The 26,059-nt window shown below is 73.8% G+C and carries 20 protein-coding genes and 1 pseudogene; 11 read left to right on the forward strand and 10 right to left on the reverse strand.

Annotated elements, in window-relative coordinates:
• Positions 1-27: 27 nt before the first annotated feature.
• Complete coding sequence (locus ACWDX7_RS19530) at positions 28-402, reverse strand: hypothetical protein (protein WP_451492859.1); 375 nt, start codon at positions 400-402, stop codon at positions 28-30.
• Positions 403-748: 346 nt separating this feature from the next.
• A complete protein-coding gene (locus ACWDX7_RS19535; protein WP_451492860.1) occupies positions 749-1,561 on the reverse strand; it encodes a hypothetical protein in 813 nt (270 codons plus the stop codon).
• 334 nt (positions 1,562-1,895) lie between these two features.
• Here ACWDX7_RS19535 and ACWDX7_RS19540 point away from each other — a divergent pair, with 334 nt between their 5' ends.
• The 3 genes from ACWDX7_RS19540 (at position 1,896) to ACWDX7_RS19550 (ending at position 4,455) form a co-directional block, all read left to right on the forward strand.
• Entirely contained in the window at positions 1,896-2,753 is an 858-nt protein-coding gene (locus ACWDX7_RS19540) for a transglycosylase family protein (RefSeq protein ID WP_451492861.1), read from the forward strand.
• Between the two features lie 117 nt (positions 2,754-2,870).
• Complete coding sequence (locus ACWDX7_RS19545) at positions 2,871-3,413, forward strand: hypothetical protein (protein WP_451492868.1); 543 nt, start codon at positions 2,871-2,873, stop codon at positions 3,411-3,413.
• Positions 3,414-3,474: 61 nt separating this feature from the next.
• Positions 3,475-4,455, forward strand: a complete 981-nt coding sequence (locus ACWDX7_RS19550) for a helix-turn-helix transcriptional regulator (protein ID WP_451492862.1) — start codon at positions 3,475-3,477, stop codon at positions 4,453-4,455.
• A 323-nt stretch (positions 4,456-4,778) separates the two neighbouring features.
• Here ACWDX7_RS19550 and ACWDX7_RS19555 read toward each other — a convergent pair whose 3' ends face one another.
• Both ACWDX7_RS19555 and ACWDX7_RS19560 read right to left on the reverse strand, forming a co-directional pair.
• On the reverse strand, positions 4,779-5,891 hold the full coding sequence (locus tag ACWDX7_RS19555) for a phosphatase PAP2 family protein (RefSeq protein WP_451492296.1): 1,113 nt from the start codon (positions 5,889-5,891) through the stop codon (positions 4,779-4,781).
• 247 nt (positions 5,892-6,138) lie between these two features.
• Complete coding sequence (locus ACWDX7_RS19560) at positions 6,139-7,254, reverse strand: hypothetical protein (protein ID WP_451492295.1); 1,116 nt, start codon at positions 7,252-7,254, stop codon at positions 6,139-6,141.
• A 282-nt stretch (positions 7,255-7,536) separates the two neighbouring features.
• On the opposite strand from ACWDX7_RS19560, the gene ACWDX7_RS19565 reads away from it, so the two are divergent.
• Positions 7,537-9,225, forward strand: a complete 1,689-nt coding sequence (locus ACWDX7_RS19565; protein WP_451492294.1) for an MFS transporter — start codon at positions 7,537-7,539, stop codon at positions 9,223-9,225.
• Positions 9,226-9,480: 255 nt separating this feature from the next.
• Positions 9,481-10,653, forward strand: coding sequence for an acyl-CoA dehydrogenase family protein (locus ACWDX7_RS19570; protein ID WP_451492293.1), 1,173 nt, complete (start codon positions 9,481-9,483; stop codon positions 10,651-10,653).
• Positions 10,654-10,662: 9 nt separating this feature from the next.
• Here the strand turns inward: ACWDX7_RS19570 and ACWDX7_RS19575 are convergent, their stop codons facing one another.
• Complete coding sequence (locus ACWDX7_RS19575; RefSeq protein WP_451492292.1) at positions 10,663-11,112, reverse strand: cell division protein SepF; 450 nt, start codon at positions 11,110-11,112, stop codon at positions 10,663-10,665.
• Between the two features lie 286 nt (positions 11,113-11,398).
• Between ACWDX7_RS19575 and ACWDX7_RS19580 the strand changes: the two genes are divergently transcribed.
• Both ACWDX7_RS19580 and ACWDX7_RS19585 read left to right on the forward strand, forming a co-directional pair.
• Entirely contained in the window at positions 11,399-12,688 is a 1,290-nt protein-coding gene (locus tag ACWDX7_RS19580; protein ID WP_451492291.1) for a DUF5685 family protein, read from the forward strand.
• A gap of 495 nt (positions 12,689-13,183) precedes the next feature.
• Positions 13,184-14,068: a S1 family peptidase gene (locus ACWDX7_RS19585; protein ID WP_451492290.1), complete on the forward strand. Its 885-nt coding sequence runs from the start codon at positions 13,184-13,186 to the stop codon at positions 14,066-14,068.
• 201 nt (positions 14,069-14,269) lie between these two features.
• Here the strand turns inward: ACWDX7_RS19585 and ACWDX7_RS19590 are convergent, their stop codons facing one another.
• Positions 14,270-15,406 (reverse strand): DUF3533 domain-containing protein, encoded by a 1,137-nt coding sequence (locus ACWDX7_RS19590; RefSeq protein WP_451492289.1) that lies wholly within the window; start codon positions 15,404-15,406, stop codon positions 14,270-14,272.
• Between the two features lie 179 nt (positions 15,407-15,585).
• Here ACWDX7_RS19590 and ACWDX7_RS19595 point away from each other — a divergent pair, with 179 nt between their 5' ends.
• From ACWDX7_RS19595 to ACWDX7_RS19605, 3 genes are all read left to right on the forward strand, one after another.
• Positions 15,586-19,335, forward strand: a complete 3,750-nt coding sequence (locus ACWDX7_RS19595; protein WP_451492288.1) for a DNA polymerase III subunit alpha — start codon at positions 15,586-15,588, stop codon at positions 19,333-19,335.
• A gap of 89 nt (positions 19,336-19,424) precedes the next feature.
• The gene (locus tag ACWDX7_RS19600; RefSeq protein ID WP_451492306.1) at positions 19,425-20,432 is read left to right on the forward strand and encodes a DNA polymerase Y family protein; all 1,008 of its coding nucleotides are present in this window, start codon (positions 19,425-19,427) and stop codon (positions 20,430-20,432) included.
• Between the two features lie 164 nt (positions 20,433-20,596).
• Positions 20,597-21,490: an esterase/lipase family protein gene (locus ACWDX7_RS19605; protein WP_451492287.1), complete on the forward strand. Its 894-nt coding sequence runs from the start codon at positions 20,597-20,599 to the stop codon at positions 21,488-21,490.
• Between the two features lie 65 nt (positions 21,491-21,555).
• On the opposite strand, the gene ACWDX7_RS19610 is transcribed toward ACWDX7_RS19605, so the two are convergent.
• The 3 genes and pseudogenes from ACWDX7_RS19610 to ACWDX7_RS19620 all read right to left on the reverse strand — a co-directional run.
• The gene (locus ACWDX7_RS19610) at positions 21,556-22,620 is read right to left on the reverse strand and encodes a lytic polysaccharide monooxygenase auxiliary activity family 9 protein (RefSeq protein ID WP_451492286.1); all 1,065 of its coding nucleotides are present in this window, start codon (positions 22,618-22,620) and stop codon (positions 21,556-21,558) included.
• Positions 22,621-22,790: 170 nt separating this feature from the next.
• The gene (locus ACWDX7_RS19615; protein ID WP_451751172.1) at positions 22,791-23,300 is read right to left on the reverse strand and encodes a DUF402 domain-containing protein; all 510 of its coding nucleotides are present in this window, start codon (positions 23,298-23,300) and stop codon (positions 22,791-22,793) included.
• Positions 23,301-23,375: 75 nt separating this feature from the next.
• Positions 23,376-24,305, reverse strand: a pseudogene (locus ACWDX7_RS19620) (N-acetyltransferase family protein); the annotation flags it as partial.
• 73 nt (positions 24,306-24,378) lie between these two features.
• Between ACWDX7_RS19620 and ACWDX7_RS19625 the strand changes: the two are divergent.
• On the forward strand, positions 24,379-24,768 hold the full coding sequence (locus ACWDX7_RS19625) for a GntR family transcriptional regulator (RefSeq protein ID WP_451492285.1): 390 nt from the start codon (positions 24,379-24,381) through the stop codon (positions 24,766-24,768).
• A 153-nt stretch (positions 24,769-24,921) separates the two neighbouring features.
• Here ACWDX7_RS19625 and ACWDX7_RS19630 read toward each other — a convergent pair whose 3' ends face one another.
• Positions 24,922-26,019, reverse strand: coding sequence for a DUF5925 domain-containing protein (locus ACWDX7_RS19630; protein WP_451492284.1), 1,098 nt, complete (start codon positions 26,017-26,019; stop codon positions 24,922-24,924).
• Between the last annotated feature and the right edge of the window lie 40 nt (positions 26,020-26,059).

Consider the following 26,059-nt stretch of genomic DNA (forward strand, 5'->3'; position numbering starts at 1 on the left):
GTCAAGAAGTAGTACGGCGTCCCGGGGTCAGTAGCCCCGGCGCGGAGCGGGCGGCAGGGCCGCCGGGATGTGCTGCATCCCGGTCTGGTGCTGTCGCCCGCCGGCGTATCCGGGACCGCCCGCGCCCTGGCCGGCGGAGGAGTACGAGTACGCCGGCTGCGGGGTGTACGAGGGCTGCCAGCTGTCGCTCTGCTGCCATGAGGAACCGTTCCAGCCGCTGCCGGCGCCGGTGCCCGCGCTGTACGCGCCGCCGTACGAGAAGGACGTGAAGCCGAGGTCCTCCTCGCCGGTGCGGTCGCCGGGCAGGGTCCGGAAGGCGCGCAGGTACTCCGAGTACAGCGTGTCGTAGATCGGCGTGTGCGATGCGGCCGGAGCGCTGTCCCGGTCCCGTGCGGGGCGCATGGGGGGAACGGTGCTGGAGTAGGCCGGGTCGCGGGAGGAGTCGTATGAATGCACGTATCAGCCAACGAAACCGGCGGCCTGCGGATGCGGGGTGACCGGGCGGAAAACGCAGATCGCCGGGGGTGCGCGGGACGGACCGCGCACCCCCGGCGCATGCCGCCGGGCCCCCTGGGCGGGGGCGCCGACGACGCTTCGGGGCCCGAAGGAATCAGGCTGAGGAGTCAGGCGAAGGAGTCAGGGAAAAGGGCGGTCAGGCAAGGGAGTTGGGCAAGGGAGGCGGGCGGGGTGGCAGGCGGAGGGGCTGACGGGCGCCGGCTGAAGGAGACCGGCCCGGCCGCAGGGGGGATCAGGTCCCCGGCGTACCGGCCAGGGGCATCGAGGCGGCCACGAGCTTGCCCGCGGCGGCGGCCTTGTCGAGGGCGTCGCGCAGCAGGTCCTCGCGGGGCTGCTGGCCGATGGAGCCGACCGGGGCGGCGTAGATCAGGACGCGCTGGGTCTTGTTGACGGCGGCCCGCCAGCCGTCGGTCACCGACAGCGCCTGGTGCGCCTGCCACCAGGCGACCTGGCCGCCGCCCTCGGTACCCGGCTGGAGCACGGCGTGCAGCTGGCCGCCGGCGAGCAGGACCGACCAGCCGTTGAGGGGCGAGGGCAGCTCGGCGGTGTCCGTGACGGGGACGAAGCCCTGCTCGATCAGGAGCGGCAGGAAGTCGTCACCGGGGCCGTCGCTGCCGGGGCGGGCGATCGGCGCGGTCGGCTCGACCACCAGCGCCGGGTGCAGGTCGCCGCCGATCAGGACCAGGCCGCTGGTGATGCCGAGGACGGCCTGGCCGCCGGGCACGTTCTGCGGGCCGCCTTCGAGGACGGGCGCGGTGGGCGCCGGGCTGTCACCCGTGATGCTGCGGACGGCTCCCTGGAGCTGCTCCTCGGAGACGGAGACGACCTGGGAGGGGATGCAGGTGGCGTGGGCGAAGGCGAGGACGGCGGTCTCCTCGCCGACGAACAGCACCGTGCTGGTCCGGTCGTTCTCGGGGTCGCCCGGGGTACGGCAGGAGGTGCAGTCGTAGCTGCGTGGCGCGTCCTCGCCGACGAGCAGCCTGTCGGCTTCTTCGTCACCGATCTCGGCACGTACCTCATCACTGACGTCGAGCATGCGCGGCACGGGGTGGCTCCTCGGACTAGGCGACGGGCGGCCGGTGCGGCCGGCCCGTCTCGGCATACGTGCGGGGCCGGGGTGGTTCCCGGCTCGTCCGGCTCAACGGGGGAGCGGCGGCCGGGGTCACGCCATTGGAGGGAACGGAATCGAACCAGGCCCCCGGACGAGTGAACCGGCCGATCGGACCTCCCTTTTCATGGCAACTGTTTGCCGCTTGTGTGCAGTTGGCGGTCGGAGACGGTCATTTCCGGAGGCGGGGCGTGTCGGCCGACCGGGTGGGACGAGGAGGTGTGCCGCACGGCGGCCCGGGAGCCGGCCGGCGGCTGCGTAGCGTGACCCGATGCCCAACCTCCGCTCCACCTGGGCCGCGCCGTTGGCCGCCGCCACCGCGCTGGTCCTCGTACTGCCGCCGGGTGCGGCCGCCGCTCCGCCGCCGCCCGCGCCGGGCCCGGCCGGCGCGGCGTACCCCCGCTCCTCCGGCGTGACCGGGGACGGGGCCGGTGACTGCGGACCGGGCGGGGAGTGGCCCTGGGACTGCGTGGCCGACTGTGAGAGCGGCGGGCGCTGGGCCGTCAACACCGGCAACGGCTTCTACGGCGGGCTGCAGTTCCGGCAGCCGACGTGGGAGGAGTACGGCGGGCTGAGCTTCGCCCGGCGCGCCGACCTGGCGAGCCGGGAACAGCAGATCCGGGTCGCGGAGGAGGTGTTGGGCACCCAGGGGTGGGAGGCGTGGCCGGTGTGCTCGAAGCGGTACGGACTCGCGGGCCGGATGCATGTGGTGCGGGACGGGGACACGCTGGACTCGATCGCGCGCCGGCACCGGGTGAAGGGCGGGTGGCGGGCGCTGTACGAGGCGAACCGGACGGTGCTCGGGGAGAACCCTGAGGCGCTCGCGGCCGGCACGCTGCTGGTACTGCCCACGACCGGCCGGGACCCCGCTCCTCCCGCCCCGCCCGCACCGGCGCCCACGCCCACAGCTACGCCTGCGCCCCCACCCACGCCTGCGCCTGCGCCTGTGACAACGCCTGCGCCTGCGCCTGCGACCACACCCGTGCCTGGGCTCGCGCCCACGCCTGGGCCTGCGACCAAGGCCACGCCCACGCCTGCGACCACACCCACGTCCGCGCCGACGACCGTTCCCGCGCCGTCGCCGAGTCGGGCCGCCGCTCCCGTACCCGCTGCGCCGCCTGCCCGCTGAGCAGCGCCGGGCCCGCCCGGCCGCGCTCGGCCGTCTATTTCTTGCGCTGTGCCCGGAAGGCACCCACGCTGAGAACGTCGAGCCGACCGGCTCGCCCGGACACCGGTGGTGAGCCAGATGGTCCTGAGCGGAACCCCCCGCACCGTCGCCTGGGCGGCGGCAGCGGTACTCCTCCTCGCACCCGCCGCCGCGGGTTGTACCTCCGATCCCGCAGACGAGACCGGCACCGGTACGAGCCCCACCACGAGCCCGAGCTCGCCTCCCCTGGTGCCCGTCGTGCCCACGACGGAGCCGCCCCAGCCCGCCGACCCGGCTGCCGCCAGGGCGGAGGTCCAGAAGAACTGGACGGCCTTCTTCGACCCCGGATCCTCCGTCGACCAGAAGGCCGGTGTCCTGGAGAACGGTGACACCCTCAAGCCCCTCCTGAACGCGTTCGCCGCCGACCCCAACGCCTCCAAGTCCTCCGCCAAGGTGACCGGCGTCGCCTTCACCTCGCCCCGGGAGGCGCAGGTGACGTACGACCTGCTCGTCGGCGAGACCCCGGCCCTGCCCGGAAGCAAGGGCACCGCGGTCCTCCAGGACGGTGTCTGGAAGGTCTCGGCCAAGACGCTGTGCGGGCTGGTCAAGATCAGCGGCAATACGGCGGTACCGGGCTGCTGAATCCCGCCGCCCGGACCCCCGGTCCCCCCGGCGGCCGCGGGGGCGCTGGCAGACTCGGGACATGCTGGATACCTCCGCCCGACTGCTGCGCCTGCTCTCGCTGTTGCAGGCCCACCGTGACTGGACCGGTGCCGATCTCGCGGAGCGGCTCGGTGTGACCCCGCGTACCGTCCGGCGGGACGTGGACCGGCTGCGGGAGCTCGGGTATCCCGTGAACGCGAGCCCCGGCACCGGCGGCGGGTACCAGCTGGGGGCGGGGGCCGAGCTGCCCCCGCTCCTGCTGGACGACGACGAGGCCGTGGCCGTCGCGGTCGGGCTGCGGACCGCCGCCGGGAACGGCGTCGAGGGGATCGGGGAGGCCTCCGTACGGGCCCTCGCGAAGCTCGAACAGGTGCTGCCCGGCCGGCTGCGGCGCCGGGTCTCCGCGCTGAACGAGTTCACGGTGCCCATGCTGCGCGGGCCGCAGCGCTCCACGGTCGACGCCTCCGTCCTGACCGAACTGGCCTCCGTCTGCCGGGACAGCGAGCTGCTGCGCTTCGGGTACCGGGACCACGAGGGCAAGGCCACCCGCCGCACCGTCGAGCCGCACCGGCTGGTGTGCACGGAGCGGCGCTGGTACCTGGTCGCCTGGGACCTGGACCGGGAGGACTGGCGCATCTTCCGCGCCGACCGCATCGAGCCCAGGGCGCCGCACGGCCCGCGGTTCACGCCCCGTCCCGGACCCGCCGAGGACCTGGCCGCCTACGTCTCGCAGGGCGTGGCGCAGCGGGCGTACGCGGCCCGGGCGGTGGTGCGGCTGAAGGTTCCGGCGCAGCGGGCGGCGGAGATCATCGGGCCGAGTGCCGGCGCCCTGGAGGCCGTCGACGGGAGCAGCTGCCTGCTGCGCACGGGGGCGGTGAACCTCGACGTTCTGGTGATTCATGTCATGCTGCTCGGCTGTGAGTTCGAGGTCGTCGAGCCGCCGGAGCTGACCGACCGGATCAGGGCCGCACGGGATCTCCTGGGGCGGGCCGTGGAGGCGGCGGCAGTGAAGGAAATGTAGCGGACCTGAGATTATTTGGCCTTGGTTCGGTCCGCCGCGGTGCAAATCTCCGATCGGAATTCCCGCCCGTTGGAAGAAATTCCAAAGAATCTCCGCGGCGGCTGTCGCGGCCGGGAAACCAATTGCGCCGGGCGTCCCCGGATGGCCCTACGGTTGTCGACATTCCGTGACACAAGTGTGACCCGGGATGGACGAACGTGGGGGCGTGGCGCTGACGTTGTTCCGCGCGGTGCGCCGCGAACGCAGGAGGCGGGCCCGGTCGGTGACCGGGCCCGCCTCGGTGCCGCGCGGGAGGAGGTGCGTACCGCCCCGCGGGCGGTGGTTCAGCCGCCGGTGACCGGGTGGGCGGCGCTCCCGCGGGTGGTGGCGGCCCGCTCGGTGTGCGCCGGGCGGCGGCCGCCGCCGGGCGTGACCGGGGCCCGCTCGGACCGGATCAGGTGCGGCCGCGCGGGCAGGTGCGCGGTGGGCCGGGGCGCCGGGGAGTGCCCGGTCGGGGCGGCGGCGCTGGCGGTGGCTGCGGCGGTCTGGGCGATGGCAGTGGTGGCCGCCCGGGCCGCGGCCGGCGCGGGTGCGGGCTCCTCGGCGGCGTCGGAGGTGAGTTGGAGCTGCCACTTGCCGCCCGCCGAGAGCAGCGGGGTGAGCGCGACGGCGACCGGTCCCGACACGCGCCCGGTCTCCAGGCGGCGGCGCAGCAGCTCGCGCAGGCCGAAGACGTAGGCCTCGGCGCGGGCGATGAGCGGCTCGAACCAGGGGAGCGCCAAGAGGATCAGCAGACCCGCGGACCAGCCGAGCAGGACGTCGCTGACCCAGTGGGTGCCCAGGTACACGGTGGTGGCGCCGACGCTCAGCGAGACGACGGCGGACACCACGGACAGCACCCGCCGGGTGACCGTGGTGGAGGCCAGGTAGGCCAGGATCCCCCAGGTCACGACGGCGTTGGCGGTGTGGCCGGAAGGGAATATATCGCCGCCCGCGAAGAGCTCGGCAGAGCCGATCTCGGTGGCGTAGTGCGGGCCGAGCCGGCCGAGGCCCAGCTTGACCGAGCCGACGGTGACGTTGAGCAGCAGGAGTGCCACGCCGAGGGTGATCAGCGGACGCAGCGTGTGCTGGCGCCAGGAGCGCCAGCCGAGCCAGGCGGCGACCATGACCGCGGTGGGTCCGCGCTGGCCGAGGACGACGAGGTAGTCGAGGAAGGCGTGCAGCTGCGGCCACTGCTCGTAGGGCCGGAAGAACATCACCTGCCAGTCCAGGCGGACGAGCCAGGACGTGGTCAGTACGGCCACCACGATCGCGAGATAGAACGCGAAGGTCGATCCGAGGAGCACGACGCGGTGCCGGCTCATCTGCGGGGTTTGCAGATGAGCCGGTCGCTCTGGTTCCCGGTCCAGTCGGGCGAACACCCGCTCCAGACGGGCCGGGATTTGGTCGGTACGCACTCAATCGACGTTACCGCGCGTTGCTGGTCGGGCCAGGCGAACCACGGGCTTTGTGATGACCATGTGATGTGGAGTTGGTCTCATGCGGGACTTAATGCACGGTATTTCGGGAGCCTCCGGAGCGGTCCCATCCGCCCGTCCCGGAATTCACTCCGCGGACTTAACCCGGCTTTATCGGTCGCGGTCGATTCGCTTGCCCGAGAGGAATAGGAATGATCTATTCCGTTATGTCGGCTGACCCGCGCCCCTACGGAGGCCCCGAGCCGTTCAGCCAGAACGCCCCGTAGAGCGCCGACGCCACCGACACCGCGCCCAGCACCAGCGCCGCCCGGCGCGCGCTCCACCGGGCCATGGCCAAGGCGATCGGCAGCAGCAGGGGGAAGGCCGGCAGCAGCAGCCGGGGCTTGGAGCCGAAGTACCCGGACGCGCACAGGGCCAGCGCCACGACGACCCCGCAGTACACGAGCAACGGCGCGGGCTGCCGCTGCCGCACGCACCGCCCGTACAGCCACAGCACCAGCGCGACTCCGGCGAGCAGCCCCACCCCGGCCGGGAACGCCGACGAGGCCAGTCTCGCCCCGATGAAACGGGCGAAGGCCCAGCCCCCGTCGAAGCCGTTGCCCCAGCCGCCCTGCACGTCCAGGTACCCGAACAGGCCCTGCCCGGTGTGCGCGCCGACCCACAGCACGTACGCCCCCGCCCCCAGCGGAGCCAGCAGCGCGCCGCCGGCCATCCGCCAGGACCGCTCCCCGCGCCGGCGGGCCAGGAGCACAGCCACCCACACCGCCGCGGCCACCGCCGCGCCGACCGGGCGGGTCAGGCCCGCCCCGGCCGCCAGCAGCCCGGCTGTCAGCCACCGGCCGCGCAGGGCCCCGTACAGCGCCCAGGCCGCCAGCGCGGTGAACAACGACTCGCTGTACGCCATGGACTGCACGATGCCGACCGGCAGCGCGGCCCAGGCCGCGACCGCCAGCACCCCGGCACGGCGGCCGTGGAGCAGGTCGGCCACCGCGAAGATCCCCCAGGCCGCGGCGAGGCCCGCGACCGCCGACACCACCAGGCCCGCGGAGCCGTACGAGAGCCCGGACCCGGCCGCCACCACCCGCTCAAGCCAGGGAAGCAGCGGGAAGAAGGCCAGATTCGAGTGGACGTCCCCGTTCGGGAGGACCACCTCGTACCCGTACCCCTCAGCCGCGACGCGGGCGTACCAGAGCGAATCCCAGCGGGCCGACATCAGCGTGTGCGGGCTGCTGCCGACCGCCGCACCCCATACGCCGAGCACGGCCAGCCCGAGCAGCCGGACCGCCGCGAAGACGGCCAGGGCGGGCGCGGCCCGGCGAAATCCAAGATCTTCCACGGGCATGATTATCGGTGGCCGCGGCCCGTCGGCCGATCGAGAACCACGTGCGGTGAGCGTGCATGTACAGGGGGGAAGGAGCGGGCCGTTCGAGTGGCGTACACCACACCACCGCCGCCGTCGTGATGAGAGCTTGACCACGTGTGGGGCAGACGAACTCGCGTACGCTGACCGTTCAACTCGTGTGTCGATGCCGGACCCCGTAGGAAGCCGCAGAGCGCAACACTCACCGTGGCTCCAGACGACGCTGGTCCGCCGAGTGCGAGGGATCACCTGGGAGGTACATGCATGTCGGGGACGAACGTGGCCGGCGACAGGAACCCTTCCCCCTGGCAGCGGCTCCACGCGGCCTCCGGCGGGGCCAACCGCTGGGTCGTGCTCGCGGTCCTGTGCGTCAGCCTGGTCCTCGTCGCGCTCGACGCGACGATCCTGCACGTCGCCGTCCCCTCCCTCACCGAGGACCTGCGCCCCGGCTCCACCGAACTCCTGTGGATCGTCGACGCCTACCCGCTGGTCTGCGCCGCACTGCTGATCCTCTTCGGCACCCTCGGCGACCGGGTCGGCCGCCGCCGCGTCCTGCTCCTCGGCTACGGGCTCTTCGGCGCGGCCTCCGCCCTGGCGGCCTTCGCCGACAACGCCCAGGTCCTCATCGCCGCCCGCGCCCTGCTCGGCATCGGCGGCGCGATGATCATGCCGGCCACCCTGTCGATCCTGCGCCAGGTATTCCCCGACCGCCGGGAGCGGGCCCTCGCCATCGGCATCTGGACGGCCGTCGCCGCCATCGGCGCCGCCAGCGGCCCCGTACTCGGCGGCTTCCTCGTCCAGCACTACTGGTGGGGATCGGTCTTCCTCATCAACATCCCGCTGATGGCCCTGATCCTGCCCGTCGGCCGCTGGCTGCTGCCCGAGTCCAAGGGGTCCTCCGACGGGCCGTGGGACGTGGTCGGCGCGCTGACGGCCGCCGCCGGCGTGCTCGGATCGGTACTGGGGATCAAGCGGCTCGGAGCCGAACGGGAGCTGCTCGACCCGCAGGCGCTGGTCCCGCTGGCGATCGGTGCGGCCCTCCTCATCCTCTTCGTGCGGCGCCAGAAGCGGCGTCCGCATCCGCTCATCGACATGCGGATGTTCTCCCGCGCCGCCTTCTCGACCTCCGTCGGCTGCATCGTGCTCGCCATGCTGGCCCTCGTCGGCCTGGAGCTCATCGCCGTCCAGTACCTCCAGCTCGTGCTGCACCTGAGCCCGCTGGAGACCGGCCTGCGGCTGCTGCCGCTCACCTTCGCCGCCATGGCCGCCGGCGCCACCGGGTCCCACACCCTGGCACGCGTCGGCCCGCGCACCATGGTCTCGCTGGGCTTCCTGCTGACCGCGTTCGCCGTGCTCCTGCTCACGCTCATGGGCCAGCAGGACCGGCCCGTACTGCTCACCGTGGGCTTCGTCCTGCTCGGCTTCGGGCTCCAGACCACGCTGTTCGCCGCGTACGAGTCCATGCTGAGCGAGGCGCCGGCCGCCACCGCGGGCGGCGCGGCCTCGATCGGCGAGACCTCGTACCAGCTCGGCGCGGGCATGGGCATCGCGCTGCTGGGCAGCGTCATGAACGCCGCGTACGCGCCGGGGCTCATGGGGGTGCCGGGGGTGTCCGAGGCGGACTCGGCGGACGCGGGGAACTCCCTGGGCGAGGCCTACCAGATCGCCGCGCACCTCGGCGGCCCGGCGGGCGAAGCCCTCTACGCCGCGGCCCGGCACTCCTTCGTCCACGGGCTGCACGTCACCCTGCTGGTCAGCGCGGGGCTGTTGCTGGCGGGAGCGGTCATGGCGCGGAAGCTGCCGCGGAGGATGGAGTGCGGGGAGGTCGAGGGCGCGGCGGTACGGGTTCCGGGGCAGGCGGTCGCGGAGCCGGCCGCGGCGCGCGCCGCGAGGGTTCCGGCGCCGGTCCGTCCGGATCCGGCCCCCAGCAGGCTGTCCGGCCGGCCGAGCTGAGCCGTGGCGGGGCCGCGCCGGGGTTTCGCCTCAAGCGCCGGCGGGGCTGGAGTTGCCGGCGGGGCTGGAGTTGCGCCTCAAGCGTCGGCGGGGCGGGGCAGGGTGGGGGTGGACTCGGGGGATCTTGGGGTTTAGCGTCCGCAGTGCAGCGCGGGACCCGCGCTGCCGGGCCCGGCCGCGCGGTCACCCCGTACGAGGCGGCCGGCAGGCCGCCCACGGCAGGGCCCCGACCGCATCCGGCCGCCGGGAGGCCCCGTGTCCGCGTTCCTGCCCCATGACCCGCTCGGGCTGGACGAGCTCCTCGACCCCGAGGACCTCGCCATCCGTGACTCCGTCCGCGCCTGGTCCGCCGACCGCGTGCTGCCGCACATCGCCGAGTGGTACGAGCGCGGCGAGCTCCCCGGCATCCGGGAGCTGGCACGGGAGCTCGGCGCGCTGGGGGCGCTCGGGATGTCGCTGACCGGCTACGGCTGCGCGGGCGCCACCGCCGTCCAGTACGGCCTCGCCTGCCTGGAACTGGAGGCCGCCGACTCCGGCATCCGCTCACTGGTCTCCGTACAAGGCTCCCTCGCCATGTACGCGATCTGGAAGTACGGCTCCGAGGAGCAGAAGCAGCGCTGGCTGCCCGGCATGGCCGCCGGCGAGCTGATCGGCTGCTTCGGGCTGACCGAACCCGACGTCGGCTCCGACCCCGCCGCCATGCGCACCTACGCCAAGCGGGACGGCGGCGACTGGGTGCTGAACGGCCGCAAGATGTGGATCACCAATGGTTCCGTCGCGGCCGTCGCCGTGGTCTGGGCACAGACCGACGAGGGGATCCGCGGGTTCGCGGTGCCCACCGACAGCGCGGGCTTCTCCGCGCCGGAGATCAAGCACAAGTGGTCGCTGCGCGCCTCCGTGACCAGCGAGCTGGTGATGGACGACGTACGGCTGCCCGCGGACGCGGTCCTTCCGGAGGTCACCGGCCTCAAGGGTCCGCTCGGCTGCCTCAGCCACGCGCGGTACGGGATCATCTGGGGAGCCATGGGCGCGGCGCGCGCCAGTTTCGAGTCCGCGCTCGGCTACGCGAAGACGCGGGAGCAGTTCGGAAAGCCGATCGGCGGCTTCCAGCTCACGCAGGCCAAGCTCGCGGACATGGCGCTGGAACTCCACAAGGGCATCCTGCTCGCCCACCACCTGGGCCGGCGGATGGACGCGGGCACCCTGCGGCCGGAGCAGATCAGCTTCGGCAAGCTCAACAACGTCCGCGAGGCCATCGAGATCTGCCGGACCGCGCGGACCGTCCTGGGTGCCAACGGGATCTCCCTCGAATACCCCGTCATGCGGCACGCCACCAACCTCGAATCGGTCCTCACCTACGAGGGCACCGTCGAGATGCACCAACTGGTGCTGGGTAAGGCACTCACCGGGCTGGACGCCTTCCGGTGAGGGCCCGGCTCAACTCTGGTTGAAGAAGTCGCGCGAGCGGCCGCCGGGCTCGCCGCTCACCACCTGGGTGTCGGCCGGGGTCAGCAGGAAGACCCTGGTCGCCACCCGCTCGATCGATCCGCGCAGCCCGAAGGTCAGTCCGGCCGCGAAGTCGACCACGCGCTTGGCGTCGCTCGGGTCCATCGACGACAGGTTCACGATCACCGGGACGCCCTCGCGGAACAGCTCGCCGATGCCCCGCGCGTCGCGGAAGCCGTCGGGGGTGACCGTCGCGATCCGGCGGCCCTGGTCCACGGCCGACTCGGAGGCCACCCTGACGCGCGGGTCCGTGACCCACTGCTCGCCCGGTCCGGCAACCGAGCCCTGAGCCGCCTCCGCGTAGTCGTCGTCGTAGTAACGCTCGTCGTCGCTGTCTTCCACGAGACCCAGCCAGGCACTCGCCTTGCGCACCGAACCCATGGACGCCTCCTTTCACCGCGCGGTCATCTGTCTTCTCTCCGCTGCCCCTATGGTCGTCCATGATGCTGACAACGCGCCAAGTGGATAGTCACCGCGCAGGGTTTTCGTGACGGTACTGGTGCAGAACATCCGTTGCACCGTCAAGGAACCTGGCGGTTACTACTGCTGACTGAGTGAAAATATGACTGATACCTCTGTCCGGGTGGTCGATGGGGACGTACGAGTGAAGGACACGGCTCGATACGATGCCCGGCAGGTATGCGCACTACACACGGGGGAAGCGGATTTGTTCGGCATAGTCAGGCCTTGTACGCACCGGCTGGGGGACAGGTTCAAGACGGAGTGGATGGCCCATCTGTGCGGGCTGTGCCTGGCACTTCGGGGGGACCACGGCCAGTTCGCCAGGATCGTCACCAACTATGACGGACTGCTCGTCTCGGTCCTGACGGAGGCTCAGTCCGGGCCCGCCCCCGGCACCCGGCGGACCGCGGGCCCCTGTCCACTGCGCGGCATGCGCACCGCGCCGGTGGCCGAGGGCGAAGGTGCTCGGCTCGCAGCCGCGGTCTCGCTCGTCCTTGCCTCGGCGAAGGTACGGGACCACGTGGCCGACCGGGACGGCCTGTTGGCCCGCGCCCCCATCGCCGCAGCCGCGCGCAGGGTGGCCCGTGGCTGGGACCGGGCCGGCGCCCGCACCGGGGCCTCGCTAGGCTTCGATACGGCCGTGCTGGTCGATGCCGTGGACCGGCAGGCGGGCATCGAGGCGCTGGCCGGCCCCGGTACGCCCGTGCTCGTGGTGACCGAGCCGACGGAGACCGCGACGGCCGCGGCCTTCGCGCATACCGCGCGGCTGGCCGGAAGGCCGGGCAACGCCCCCGCGCTCGCCGAGGCCGGCCGGTACTTCGGCCGGCTGGCGCACCTGCTGGACGCCGTGGAGGACCGGGACGCGGACGCCGCGGCCGGCGCCTGGAACCCGCTCACCGCCACCGGGACCTCCCTCACCGAGGCCCGGCGGCTGTGCGACGACGCATTGCACGGCATCCGGCTGGCGCTGCGCGAAGTCGAATTCGCCGACGCGGGACTGGCCCACCGGCTGCTGGTGCACGAGCTGCGCACCTCGGTGGACCGGGCCTTCGGGACCACCGGCTGCGGGCACGGCCACGCCGCGACGGCCTCCTCCGGGCCGGGCGGAAACCCGTACGGCCAGAACCCGCCCGGCCAGAGCCCCTACGGACAGAGCCCCTACGGGCAGAGCCCCTACGGGCAGAGCCCCTACGGGCAGAACCCCTACGGCGGCAACCCGTACGGCCAGAACCCCCAGGGCGGAGCCCCGTACGGCGGTGGAGCCCCGGGAGGGCCGGGCGGGCCGGGGATGCCGCCGCCCACGGGTCCCGGTGGCGGCGGGGACGGGCACCCCGGGCGCAAGCCGCGCCGCGGGCTCCTCGCGGGCTGCGCGGTGGCCATCGGGCTGTTCTGCACCTGCCAGATCTGCTGTACCCGGTACGAGGGTCCGTGGTCCCGGAAGAAGCGCGACCCCTGGTGCGATGCCTGCGACTGCTGTGACTGCGACTGCTGCTGAGCCTCCCTCAGCCCCGCACAGGTCCGGACGGCGTACGGCACGATTCCCGTCCGGCCCGGTGTGGAAGGGGTGAGCGGCATGAGCGATCACACAGCGGATCCGGACGCGCCCTTGCCGAAAGGGCGCGAGCACCGGGTGGCTGCCGTCCCCGACCCCGGCGGGCCCCCAGGCCTCCACCGGCCCGTCGGCTACCCGGAAGGGCGAATTCTGGCCGTTCCGGGGCGCAGGCGTCCTATGGGGCTTCCGCCCCGCGCCTTCACAGGACACTTCATCCGCCCCTTCCCACCAGCCGGCAACACGCTGCCCCTCGCGGCGGCAGCACGTGAGCGGCGGCTGAAAGCCGCCCTTGCGACCGGTATCTGACACCCGCACACTCCCGACAGTGCTTGTCAGGTGCACGGCGGAAATTTATGCGCCTCGTGCACCCGGCTGCGCCTCACGGGCTACGGCACCCCCACGATCGCCGGGCCCCCGAACCTTTCCGGAGGACGAGAAGTGAGGATCAAGAGCATCACCCGTACCAAGCTGCTCGCGGTGGCCACCGGCCTGGCCGCCGTCGCAGCCCTCGCCGCACCCACCGTGGCGAACGCAGACGGCCAGGACGGCGGTTTCAGCGCCGACCGGCTCGCCGCGGCCGGGGCATCCGTCCTGCGCGCCGACGTAGCCGGCACCGCCTGGCACACCGACCCCGCCACCGGGACCCTCGTGGTCACCGCCGACTCCACCGTCTCCGCCGCCGACCTCGCGCGCATCAAGCGCGAAGCCGGAGCGGAAGCCGGAGCCCTGCGCATCGAGCGCACCCCGGGCAAACTGACCAAGCTGCTCTCCGGCGGCGACGCGATCTACGCGTCGAGCTGGCGCTGCTCGCTCGGCTTCAACGTGCGCAGCGGGTCCACGTACTACGCACTGACCGCCGGTCACTGCACCGACGGCGCGGGCACCTGGTGGAGCAACTCCGCCCGCACCACCGTGCTGGGCTCGACCGCCGGATCCAGCTTCCCCAACAACGACTACGGCCTCGTCAAGTACGCCAGCAACTCCCCGGTCCCGCCGGGGACCGTCGGCGGCCAGGACATCACCAGCGCCGTCAACGCCACCGTCGGGATGTCCGTCAAGCGCCGCGGCTCCACGACCGGCACCCACAGCGGCTCGGTGACCGGCCTCAACGCCACCGTCAACTACGGCGGCGGAGACATCGTCTACGGCATGATCCGGACCAACGTCTGCGCCGAACCCGGCGACAGCGGCGGCCCGCTCTACTCCGGCACCCGCGCGGTCGGTCTCACCTCCGGCGGCAGCGGCAACTGCTCCTCCGGCGGCACCACCTTCTTCCAGCCGGTGGTCGAGGCCCTCAACGCCTACGGAGTCAGCGTGTACTGACGCTCACTCACGCGCCTGCCCTTCTGACGCCCCTGGACTCCTCCCGCTTGCCGGGAGGACGTCCGGGGGCGCCCGTGTCCCCGGGCCGCCACCGCACGAGCGTACGACGGGGCACCGGCGGCACGAATCGCTGACGCCCGCGAGGCCACCGCCCGGCTGCGGCCGGCGGTGTCCGCCGGCAGGGGTTCCCTCCCTGGAGGATCAGCGCACCTCGGTCCCTCCGCCGGGGGCCGCCGGCGTACCCGCGGGCCCTGCGTCGGAGGGCGCGCCGTCGGGGAGCCCGCTGCCCGTGGCGGCCCCCGGGCGGCCCTTGCGGAACACCGCGCAGGCCAGCGTGACCGCCGAGCCGGCCACCGCCCAGGCGGCCAGTACCAGCATCGGCCCGCCCAGGTCGTTCCCCCGGAAGTACGCGATGGAGCGCGCGGCGTACGTACCGGCACCCGGCGGCAGGGCCGGGCCGATGGCCTTCCAGAACGGCGGCAGCAGCGGGTACGGGTAGGCGCCGCCCGCGCTCGGGTTGCCGAGCACCACCACGAGCAGGATCGCGAGTCCGATGCCGACCACGCCCGCCAGCCCCTGGAAGGCCAGCGTGATCGCGCCGACCGCGAAGACGACGAGGGTGCCCAGCCCCCACAGGCCCATGAGGGATCCGGGCAGCGCGCCCAGGACCGGACCCGCGATGACCGATCCGAGCAGCCCGGCGGTGAGCGCGTACGCGAGCAGCCCGCCGAGCCGGACGAGGGCGCGGGCGGAGTTCGCGGGCCGGGCGCCGGCACTGATGGCGAGGACCGCGGCGCACAGGTAGCCGCCCACGCACCAGCCGACGACCAGGTAGAAGGAGCTCAGGCCGCGCCCGTCGCCCACGGCGGCCGGGGCCACGTCGACGATCTTGAGGGTGCGTCCCTGGCTCTTCTCGACCAGGCCGACGACCTCCGCGAGGGCCTGCGAGAGCGCCGCCCCGGCGCCCCCCGCCACCAGCAGCCTGTCGGTCTTCCCGGCCGGGTTGATGATCAGCGCGCCGTCCACGTCCCGGTGCTGGATCTGTGCGATCGCGGCGGCCTCGTCCTTGACCGGCCGGGGGTCGAGCGGCTTGCCGGGCAGGGCGTCGAGCTGTTTCACGGTCTGCTCGGCTACCGGGGCCAGGGGCGCGGTCACCGCGAGGGGGATGTCGCGCGGCTTCGGATGGTGGAAGGCCCCGATGTAGGAGGTGATGAAGGCGAGCTGGAGTGCCAGCACCCCGAGGACCAGCAGGGCCGCACGGGTGGTCACGGCGTCTTTGATCTCGGCGAGGAAGCCGCCGGACGGTTCTGCGGCGTGGTCTGGACTGGGCTGGTTCATGTCCCCCACGCTCGGCGGGCGGGGGGCGGGCCGCAGCAGGGGAGGACCGAATGAGTGACCGGGTGAGTGGCCCGGTGAGTGACCGAACGGCGTTTCGCACGTGTATTCGAATTGCTCTATGGTGGAGACGGGGGAGGCCGTAGGAGCGTGGGCGCATCGAGTGAAGCAGGAGGCCGCGGATGCCTGGTTTTACGCATCTGCACACCGTTTCGGGGTTCTCCGTGCGCTATGGAGGCTCTCACCCCGAACGGCTGGCTGAAAGCGCTGCCGAGCGGGGCATGGACGCCCTCGCCCTGACCGACCGCGACACCCTCGCGGGCGCGGTGCGGTTCGCGAAGGCATGCGCGAAGGCCGGGATCAGGCCCCTGTTCGGAGCGGACCTGGCCGTGTCGCCTGCCGTGCCGCCTGCCGTGCCCCCCGCTGTCGGCTCGACCGGACCGGACCGCTCCGGCCGTACGGGTCCGGCCGGGCTGGCCGGACCCGGATCCGCGGGCGGCTGGGCCCGGACCGGTGGCGGCTGGGCCGGGGAGGCCTCGTACCGGCGGCGCAGCCCGGTCAAGGGCGGAGCCTTCGTGGACGAGTCCGCCCCGCGGGCCGTCTTCCTGGCCCGGGACGGGGCCGCGGGCTGGGCCGAGCTGTGCCGGATGGTCACCGCCGCGCACGCCGGAACCGGCGCCGCGGGCCTCGGCGCCGCCGGGGAAGCCGTGGGCGCCGTGGGCGCCGTGGACGAGGCCGGAGCCGCCGTCGCGGCGCGGGCCGGGGCCGGCGCGGACGGGCTCACCGCGCCCGCGCGCAGCGGCGGCCAGCCGCTGCTGCCCTGGGACGCCCTGCGCGGCGACGGCGTCTTCGTCCTGCTCGGGCCCGGCTCCGAGGTCGGGCGGGCGCTCGCCGCCGGACGCCCCGACCGGGCCGCCCGGCTGCTCGGGCCCTGGCGGGAGATCTACGGCGACTCCCTGCGCCTGGAGGCCGTCCACCACGGCCGCACCGGCACCGGGCCCGGCTCGCTCCGGCTGGCCGCCCGTACCGTCGGCTTCGCCGCCGACCAGGGCGTCCGGGCCGTCCTGACCAATGCCGTCCGGTACGCCGACCCCGGCCAGGGCCCGGTCGCCGACATCCTCGACGCGGCCCGCCGGCTGGTCCCCATCGACCCCCGCGGCCCCCTGGACAGCGGCGAGCGCTGGCTCAAGGGCCCCGACGCCATGGCCGAGAGCGCCGACCGGATCGCCCGGGCGGCCGGCCTGCGCCCGGCCGACGCGCGCCGGCTCCTCGCGGAGACCCGGCGTACCGCCGAAGCCTGCGCGGTGGACCCCGAGGAAGACCTCGGCATCGGCTCCGTGCACTTCCCCGAGGCCCGGCTCGTCGGCGCGGCCCACCGCAGCGCGCAGCGGGTCCTGGCCTCCCGGGCCTCGGCGGGCATGGTGCTGCGCGGCTACGCGCACGACCGCGCGTACTGGGACCGGATGCACCACGAGCTCGACATCATCGCCTACCACGGCTACGCCTCGTACTTTCTGACCGTCGCCCAAGTGGTGGACGACATCAAGGAGATGGGCATCCGCGTGGCCGCCCGCGGCTCCGGCGCCGGCTCCCTCGTCAACCACCTGCTCGGCATCGCGCACGCCGACCCCGTCGCCCACGGCCTGCTGATGGAGCGCTTCCTGTCCAAGCGCCGGCGCGTCCTGCCCGACATCGACATCGACGTGGAATCCGCCCGCCGGCTGGAGGTCTACCGGCGGATCATCGGCCGCTTCGGCGGCGAGCGCGTGGCCACCGTCGCCATGCCCGAGACCTACCGGGTCCGGCACGCCATCCGCGACGTCGGCGCCGCCCTGTCCATGGACCCGGCCGTCACCGACCGGCTCGCCAAGGCCTTCCCGCACATCCGGGCCCGCGACGCCCGCGCCGCGCTGGAGGAACTGCCGGAACTGCGGGACGTACGGGGCCAGTCGTACGGGCGGCTGTGGGAGCTCGTCGAATCGCTGGACGCGCTGCCGCGCGGAGTCGCCATGCACCCGTGCGGGGTCCTGCTCTCCGACGACTCGCTGCTCGCCCGTACCCCCGTGGTCCCCACCAGCGGCGAGGGCTTCCCCATGTCCCAGTTCGACAAGGACGACGTGGAGGAGCTCGGGCTGCTCAAGCTCGACGTGCTGGGCGTACGGATGCAGTCCGCGATGGCGCACGCGGTCGCGGAGATCCGGCGCGGCACGGGGCGGGAGCTCGACCTGGACGACCCGGCGCAGGTGCCGCCGGGCGACGGGGCTACGTACGAACTGATCCGCTCGGCCGAGACGCTGGGCTGCTTCCAGATCGAATCGCCGGGCCAGCGGGACCTGGTGGGGCGGCTCCAGCCGTCCTGCTTCGACGACCTGGTGGTCGACATCTCGCTGTTCCGGCCGGGACCGGTGGCCGCCGACATGGTCCGGCCGTTCATCGAGGCCCGGCACGGGCGGGCGCCGGCGCGCTTCCCGCACCCGGACCTGGCGCCGGCGCTGCGCGAGACGTACGGGGTAGTGGTCTTCCACGAGCAGATCATCGAAATCGTGCACGTCATGACCGGCTGCGGGCGCGACGAGGCGGACCGGGTGCGGCGCGGGCTGTCCGATCCGCAGTCGCAGGGCCGGATCAAGGCCTGGTTCGCGGCGCGGGCGGGTGAACGCGGCTATCCGGCGGAGGTGATCGGCCGGACCTGGGAGATCGTCGAGGCCTTCGGCAGTTACGGCTTCTGCAAGGCGCACGCGGTCGCCTTCGCGGTGCCCACCTACCAGTCGGCGTGGCTGAAGGCGCACCACCCGGCGGCCTTCTACGCGGGGCTGCTCATCCACGATCCGGGGATGTACCCGAAGCGGCTGCTGCTGGCGGACGCACGGCGCCGGGGCGTGCCCGTACTGCCGTTGGACGTGAACCGGTCGGCGGTCGCCCACCGTATCGAACTGGTGTCCGGTAATCCTCCGGTGTGGGGGCTCCGGCTCGCCCTGTCCGACGTCCACGGCATCAGCGCGGCCGAGGCGGGCCGGATCGAGGCCGGACAGCCGTACGCGTCCCTGCGCGACTTCTGGGACCGGGCGCACCCGGGGCGCCCGGTGGCGCAACGGCTGGCCCAGACCGGGGCGCTGGACGCCTTCGGCGCCAACCGGCGCGACCTGCTGCTGCACGTGTCGGAACTGCACGGCGCCCAGCGGGCGGCCGGGGCCCGGGGCGCGGGCGGCTCCCAACTCCCCCTGGAGGGCGGCCGGTCCACGGCCTCCGTCGGGCTGCCCGATCTGACCGACGCGGAACGGCTCAGTGCCGAGCTGGGTGTCCTCGGGATGGACGCCTCCCGGCACCTGATGGAGGATCACCACGCCTTCCTGGCCGAGCTGGGAGTGGTCCCTGCGCGGCGGCTGCGGGACATCGGCCACGGGCAGACGGTCCTGGTCGCCGGGGCCAAGGCGGCCACCCAGACCCCGCCGGTCCGCTCCGGGAGGCGGGTCATCTTCACCACGCTGGACGACGGGACGGGCCTGGTCGACCTGGCCTTCTTCGACGACAGCCACGAGGCGTGCGCGCACACCGTCTTCCATTCCTTCCTGCTGCTGGTACGAGGCGTCGTGCAGCGGCGGGGCCCGCAGAGCCTGAGCGTGGTCGGCGCCGCGGCGTGGGACCTGGCGGAGCTGGTGGAACTGCGGGCGGCGGGCGGCCTGGACGCGGTCGCGGCCCGTCTGGCCTCCGGTGCCGGAGGCGTGGGTGGCGGCGGCGGTGGGGCGGGCGACGGTGACGGCGGTGGTGCGGGCGACGGCGGTGGGGCGGGCGGCAGGAGTCCCGGCGCCGGCCGGCGGATCCACCTGCCCACGGGGTACGAGATGAATCCCTGGGCTGACCTCCAGCCGCCCGGTTCCGGCCCCGCCACCGGCCGCAAGCTGTGGCACTCCAGCCAGGGGAGCGCGGGATGAGCACCGGACCGGGTGGTAAGGGCGCGGGCGCCGGGGCGGGTGCCGGTGCGGGCGCTGGCGTGGGCGTGAGTGCTGGCGTGGGCGCTGGCATGGGCGCCGCCGCGGGTGCCGGTGTGATGTGCCTGCGGCTGCACCCCGCGGACGGCGGCCCGCTCGGCGCGCAGGCGTACGCCGGGGTGCTCGCGCTGCTCGGCGGGCTCACCCCTGCCGTGCAGGCCCTGCCGCCCGACACCGCCCTCGCCGACATCCGCGGCGCGCTGCGGTACTTCGGGTGGGACGCCGCCCGGCTCGCCGCCGTCATCCGGGTCCGTGCCCTCGCGCTGTACGGCGTGGACTGCGCCGTCGGCGTGGCCGGCAACCCGATGCTGGCCCGCATGGCCGTCCGGGAAGCCGGGCCCGGGGGGACCCTGGTGGTGCCCGACGAGCCCGCCGCCGTCTTCGGCTTCCTGGCGGGCAAGCCCGTCGCCGCCCTCGACGGCGTCGGCCCCAAGACCGCGCACACCCTGTGCTCGTACGGCCTCGACTCCGTCGGCCGGATCGCCGCCGCCCCACCCGCCGCCCTGCGGCGGATCCTCGGCGCCCGGCTCGGCCGCGAGGTGTACGAGCGCGCCCTCGGGGTCGACCGGACCCCCGTCCAGCCCGGCGCGGCCGCCCGCTCCATCGCCGCGGAACGGCCTTTCGACCGGGACGAGCTGGATCCCGTACGGCACCGGCGGGCTCTGCTCTCGCTGACGGAGGAGCTCGGTGCCAGGCTTCGTACACAAGGGCAGGAGCAGGTCTGCCGCGCCCTCTCGCTCACCGTCCGCTGCGCCGACCGCACCACGCTCACCCGGACGCGCACACTGGCCGAACCCACCGCGCACACCGCGGCCCTGACCGCCACGGCCTACGCCCTGTACGCCGGGCTGGGCCTCCAGCGGGCCCGGGTCCGCGCGCTGTCCCTGCGGGCCGAGGACCTGGTCCCGGCCGAACGGGCCGCGCGGCAGCTCAGTTTCGACCCGCAGGACGAGAAGGCCCGCCGCCTGGAAGCCGTCACGGACCAGGTCCGCGCCCGCTTCGGGCCGCACGTCATCGCACGCGGCACGCTCGCGGCCTGACCGGGTCACGGCTCGGCACCCGAGTTTTTACCGACGCGTAACTTCCCACTTCCGCTACCCGCCCGTAGCTTGACGGCAGCAGCGCCCCCTTGTGATCCGGATCACGGGACGAACCCCCCACGCCCCCACGTTCTTTCCCCTTGACCCCGCAAGGAGATCACTCGATGCTGCCCTGGAGACGCCTGCTCCGCCCGCTGGCCGTCCTCACCCTCACCGCCGCCGCGCTCGTCGCCCCCAGTGGCGCCGCGCAGGCCGCGACAACCGCCCCCAGCAGCGCCGCGCAGAGCGCGACCGCGCCCAGCAGAGGCTGGAACGACTGGTCCTGCAAGCCGTCCGCCGCCCACCCGCGCCCCGTCGTCCTCGTCCACGGCACCTTCGGGAACTCCGTCGACAACTGGCTCGGCTTCGCCCCCTACCTCGTCCACCGCGGCTACTGCGTCTACTCCCTCGACTACGGCCAACTGCCCGGCGTGCCCTTCTTCCACGGGCTCGGCCCCATCGAGAAGTCCGCCGGCCAGCTCGACGTCTTCGTCGACAAGGTCCTCGCCGCCACCGGAGCCACCGAGACGGACATCGTCGGCCACTCCCAGGGCGGCATGATGCCGCGCTACTACCTCAAGTACCTGGGCGGCGCCGACAAGGTCAACGCCCTGGTCGGGCTCGCCCCCGACAACCACGGGACCACGCTGCTCGGCCTCACCCAGCTGCTCCCGTACTTCCCCGGGGCCGAGGACCTGATCAGCTCCGCGACACCGGGCCTCGCAGACCAGATCGCCGGATCCGCCTTCCTGGCCGAGCTGAACGAGGGCGGGGACACCGTGCCCGGAGTGACGTACACGGTGATCGCGACCAAGTACGACCAGGTCGTCACCCCGTACCGGAGCCAGTTCCTCGACGGCGCCCACGTACGGAACGTCCTGCTCCAGGAGCTGTGTCCGGTGGACCTCTCCGAGCACGTCACCATCGGGCTCACGGACCGCATCGCCTGGCACGAGGCCCTCAACGCCCTCGACCCCGCACACGCCGAACGGACCACCTGCGCGTCGGTCTTCGACTGACGCGCAGGCGGTCCGGACGGTGTGACGAGCCTCTGCGGTGACGGCCGCCGGCCAGCGGCCGTCAATCAGCGGCCGTGGCGGCCCGCCGTCGTCGCACGGCGGCGGGCCAGCCCGAACAGCACGGCCGCGCCGACGGCCAGAGCGCCGGCCCCGGCGATCGCGATCGTCGGGGTGCTGCCGCCGCCACCCGTCTCCGCCAGGTTCTGGGACGGGGAGGGGGCCGGGGAGGAGGGCGAGGACGGGATCGGGGAGTGGGCCGAGCCGTTGGTCTTCGGGTCGTTGTCCCCGTGGCCCTTGTGCTCCACGGTGGACTTGTCCGCCCCGTCGGCGATCTGCTGGTCCGTCGGGGCCTTGGCCGGCGGCGCGGAGGAGGCGGCCTGATCGGCGGGCTGCTGATCGGCGGGCTGCGTGCTCGGCTTCGCGCTCGGCCGCGAACCCGGCTGCGTACCGGGCTTGGTGGCGCCCGCGCCGCCGTTTGCGCCGCTGCCGCCGTTGTCCTTGCCGAAGACCACGTCCGAGCAGGTGTAGAAGGCCTCGGGGCTGTCCGAGCGCTGCCAGATGCTGTAGATCAGGTGGCGGCCGGACTTGTTCGGGACCGTGCCGGAGAAGACGTAGTCGCCGTTCTGCATGCTGGGGTCGGTGGCCTTCGCGAAGGGCGCGGGCTCCAGATCGGACCACTTCAGCGGCTTCGTCGGGTCGTACCCGTCCTTCGTCACGTACAGCTCGAAGGAGCCCCGGTGGGGCGCGGTCCCCTTGTAGCGGAAGGTGTGCGCGCCCGCCGTCATGGGGCTCGACGGCCAGTCGGCGCGGGCCAGGTCGAGGCCCTTGTACTTGCCGTTGCCCGCCGAGCACAGCTGCCCGTCCGGGATCAGGGACTTGCTCTTACCGGCCGCGTTGGCGATGTTCACCGCGTTCCAGTCGTAGAAGGCCTGCACCCCACTGGCCGCGACCGCCGCCTTGCAGGCCGCCGAATCCGGGGACTCCGGACCCTCCGCGTAGCAGGCCGCCACCCGGCTGACCGGGTCCGTCATCGATCCGTGGGCGGTCGCGGGAGCGGCGGCGTAGGCGGCCACCGCGAGCGGGGCGAGGGCGACGGCGGTGATGCGGGCTGCGGTGCGGCGTGCGGGCATGGGTGGATCTCCTTCGGGCGCAGTACAGGGGCACGCCAGCGACATAGGAGCCGTGCGGCGCCGCCCCCCGGCGGCGCCGTTCCTGGCTCAGCCAAGCTAGCCGCCCCGACCTCGGCTTCCGCCGCGTTCGGGCCCCTCGGGGCGATCCTTAGGGTCCCGTTAAGGAAGCCCTAAGCGGGCCCACAGAAAGAGGCCCCTCCGGGGCCGCCCGGTGGCAGGAGCGCGGGCAGGCCCGCCGGCGTCCTGGCCTGCTCGGCCAGCGCGTCGAGGGCCCGTACGGCCTGCGCGGCCGCCTCCGGGTCGCTCGCCGCCAGCCCGCTCGCGGCGAACTCGTCCTCGTCCAGCCTCAGTACGCTGCTCCCGTCGGCCGAGACCCACAGGTCGAGGTCCAGGTCCTCCACCACGATCTCCCCGTCCCGCACCACGGCCGGGCGCGTGACATCGCAGTACCAGCCCTTGAGGACGCCGTCGCCGGTCCACACCTCCTTGACCGCGTACCAGCGCGTCCGCCAGAAGTGCTCGACGAACACGTCGCCCGGCTCGAAGCGCACGAAGCCGAAGTCCCGTACGCCCTCGGCGGCCCAGGGGGCGCGTACGGAGATCCGGTCGCCGTCATCGGACACCGGCGTCGCGGGGTAGCGGATCTTGACGCGTCCCGCCTTCACCAGCGTCACCCGCACGCGCCCGGCCTCCCCGGTTTCCCCTGTATCCCCTGTATCCCCGACCTCCCCGGGTGCCCCGTCCGGGCCGGGCCGCAGTCGCTTCGCGAACCGCGTCTCGGTCGCGCAGATCTCGTACCCGAGCCCCCTGTTGATGGCCAGCATCGGCTCGTTCCCCGCGTCGTTGCCGGTGAACGCCTCCCTGTACCCGGCCGCGCGCGCCCGGTGCAGGGACGCGGTCTTGGCGAGCCTGGCCAGGCCCCGGCCGCGGTAGGCGCGCAGCGTGCCCGTCATCGCCGAGGCGTAGCGGGCGGCGCCATCGGTGTGCGCGGCGGAGAAGGCGGCCACCGCGCCGTCCACCAGGACGACGGTCGTCAGGTCCTTGTCGAGGGCAGGGTCGTTCCAGGTGCGGGCCAGCCAGTCCTCGTAGTCGTCGAGGTCGGCGCTCACGTCGCCCGGTTCGTCGGCGGTGGTCTCCGCGTCGGCCTCGAAGAGCGGACGCGGATCGGCGGCGAAGGCGGATGCGGGGCGCAGTTCGACGCCGGGCGGCAGGACGTCCGGCAACGGCGGCAGACCGGCCGACGCCAGGTCCAGGCGCAGGAAGTGCGCGGACCGGCTGGGCCGGTAGCCCCGCCGCTCGGCGAAGGCGCGGTGGGCGGGCTCGTCGAGGACCCAGGCGTACGCCTCCACCGCGCCCTCGGCCGCGAGGTGCTCCTCGGCCACGCGCAGCAGCAGCCGGCCGGCGCCGAGGCCGCGGTGCGCGGGGTCCACGTACGCGTTGACGAACGACCGTCCCGGCTGCGGACTGTCGTAGGCGATGCCCACCTGGGCGGTGCCGATGACGAGGCCGTCCCGCGTCTCGGCGACGAGCAGGCGGTAGCGCTTGTCCGGGTGCGCGGAGGCGAGTTCAAAGCCGACCCCCTCGACCGTGGTGATCATGAAGGGAAGGGCGGCGCGGCGCACCCGCACGACGGCCCGCGCGTCCGAGGGATCGTGCGGGCGCAGGTCACGGATGAGAACGGTCATGGGGGCTTACGCTACGGGCGGCCGCGTGGCCGGCGCCTCCGAATTTCCGGAGCCGTGGGGGACAATCGGCCACGTGACCTCGACGAACCTGAAGATCGCCATCGACGCCTCGGCCGGCTCAGCCGCCCCGTACGAACAACTGCGCGCGCAGATCGCGGAGCGGGCCCGGTCGGGGGAGCTCCCGGCGGGATTCAAACTGCCCACGGTGCGGGGGCTGGCGCAGGAGCTCGGGCTCGCCGCCAATACCGTCGCGAAGGCGTACCGGGCGCTGGAGGCGGACGGGGTGGTCGAGACGCGGGGCCGGAACGGGACCTTCGTCGCGGCGGCCGGTGACGCGGCCTCCCGCGAAGCCGCGGCGGCGGCCCAGGCGTATGCGGATCGCGTGCGCAGGCTGGGGCTGACGGAGGCGCAGGCGGTGACCGCCGCGACCGATGCGCTGCGGGCGCGGTACGCGGCCGAGTAGCGCGGCCGAGTAGCGCGGCCGGGCCCGCCGGTCCTCCGGCCCGCCGGCTCCCGCGCCTGAGCCCTGCCCGCGCGCGGCCGAGCCCCCGCGCGCGTGCCTCCGCGCGGCCGCGCGCTGCGCGCCGCCCCGACCCGCGTGCCACCCTGACACGCCCTAGAGGTAGAGGCCGGCCTCGGAGCTGTGCGGCTGCGGCGGGAGCATCGCCGCAGGCCCCGTACCGCGCCGGAGAGCGAACAGTTCCGCCAGCGTGGCACCCTCCCGGGGGACGTCCTCGTCCGTGCCCAGCCAGTCCGCCGCCTCACGATGGGTCAGGCGGCCGACCTCGATGCGGGCCAGGCACCGCCCCGGGCGGACGACCGCGGGGTGGAGGCGTTCCAGGTCCTCGTTGGTGGTCACACCGACCAGGACGTTGCGCCCCTGGCCGAGCAGGCCGTCCGTGAGGTTCAGCAGCCGGGACAGCGCCTGTCCGGCGGTGTGCCGGGCCTCGCCGCGGATGAGCTCGTCGCAGTCCTCCAGCAGCAGCAGCCGCCAACGGCCCTTCGCCGTACCCTCGTCCTCGCCGATCGCGATGTCCATCAGGTACCCCACGTCGTTGAACAGCCGCTCGGGGTCCAGGACGCAGTCCACCTGGCACCAGTCCCGCCAGGAGCGGGCCAGCGTGCGCAGGGCGGAGGTCTTGCCCGTGCCCGGCGGGCCGTGCAGCAGGAGCAGCCGGCCCGCGATGTCGTCCGGGGTCACCTTCATCAGCCGGTCCATCGCCCCGGCCACCGGCGCGGTGTAGTTGGGCCGCACCTCCGCCCAGGTGCCGGCCGCGATCTGGCGGGTCGTCCGGTACGGGCCGCGGCGCGGGGAGACGTACCAGAAGCCCATGGTGACGTTCTCCGGCTGCGGCTCCGGCTCGTCCTGCACCCCGTCGGTGGCCTTCTCCAGGATGCCCGAGGCGAGTTCGTCGCTCACCGCCGTCACGGTGACGTCCGCGCCGCGGCTCCAGCGGGAGACCAGCACGGTCCAGCCCTCGCCCTCGGCGAGCGTGGCGCTGCGGTCGCTGTCGCGCGCGGAGCGCAACACGGTGGCCCCGGGCGGCAGGAGGCTCGCCCCCGCCTTCACCCGCTCGATCGACACGCTGTGCGAGTAGGGCTGCTCGCCGGACGCGAACCGGCCGAGGAACAGCGCGTCGACGACGTCCGACGGTGAATCGCTGTCATCGACGTTGAGCCGGATCGGCAGCGCGTCATGCGGGTTGGCTGGCATGGCGCCCATGATCCGGCACGCGATGTGCCGCCGCACCCGT

Source organism: Streptomyces sp. NPDC003034, assembly GCF_053591375.1.

Coding starts and splice junctions, on each gene's coding strand:
- ACWDX7_RS19530 (WP_451492859.1), bottom strand. CDS start 402: ATGCGCCCCGCACGGGACCGGGACAGCGCTCCGGCCGCATCGCACACG.
- ACWDX7_RS19540 (WP_451492861.1), top strand. CDS start 1,896: ATGCCCAACCTCCGCTCCACCTGGGCCGCGCCGTTGGCCGCCGCCACC.
- ACWDX7_RS19545 (WP_451492868.1), top strand. CDS start 2,871: ATGGTCCTGAGCGGAACCCCCCGCACCGTCGCCTGGGCGGCGGCAGCG.
- ACWDX7_RS19550 (WP_451492862.1), top strand. CDS start 3,475: ATGCTGGATACCTCCGCCCGACTGCTGCGCCTGCTCTCGCTGTTGCAG.
- ACWDX7_RS19560 (WP_451492295.1), bottom strand. CDS start 7,254: ATGCCCGTGGAAGATCTTGGATTTCGCCGGGCCGCGCCCGCCCTGGCC.
- ACWDX7_RS19565 (WP_451492294.1), top strand. CDS start 7,537: ATGTCGGGGACGAACGTGGCCGGCGACAGGAACCCTTCCCCCTGGCAG.
- ACWDX7_RS19575 (WP_451492292.1), bottom strand. CDS start 11,112: ATGGGTTCGGTGCGCAAGGCGAGTGCCTGGCTGGGTCTCGTGGAAGAC.
- ACWDX7_RS19590 (WP_451492289.1), bottom strand. CDS start 15,406: ATGAACCAGCCCAGTCCAGACCACGCCGCAGAACCGTCCGGCGGCTTC.
- ACWDX7_RS19595 (WP_451492288.1), top strand. CDS start 15,586: ATGCCTGGTTTTACGCATCTGCACACCGTTTCGGGGTTCTCCGTGCGC.
- ACWDX7_RS19600 (WP_451492306.1), top strand. CDS start 19,425: ATGGGCGCCGCCGCGGGTGCCGGTGTGATGTGCCTGCGGCTGCACCCC.
- ACWDX7_RS19605 (WP_451492287.1), top strand. CDS start 20,597: ATGCTGCCCTGGAGACGCCTGCTCCGCCCGCTGGCCGTCCTCACCCTC.
- ACWDX7_RS19610 (WP_451492286.1), bottom strand. CDS start 22,620: ATGCCCGCACGCCGCACCGCAGCCCGCATCACCGCCGTCGCCCTCGCC.
- ACWDX7_RS19630 (WP_451492284.1), bottom strand. CDS start 26,019: ATGCCAGCCAACCCGCATGACGCGCTGCCGATCCGGCTCAACGTCGAT.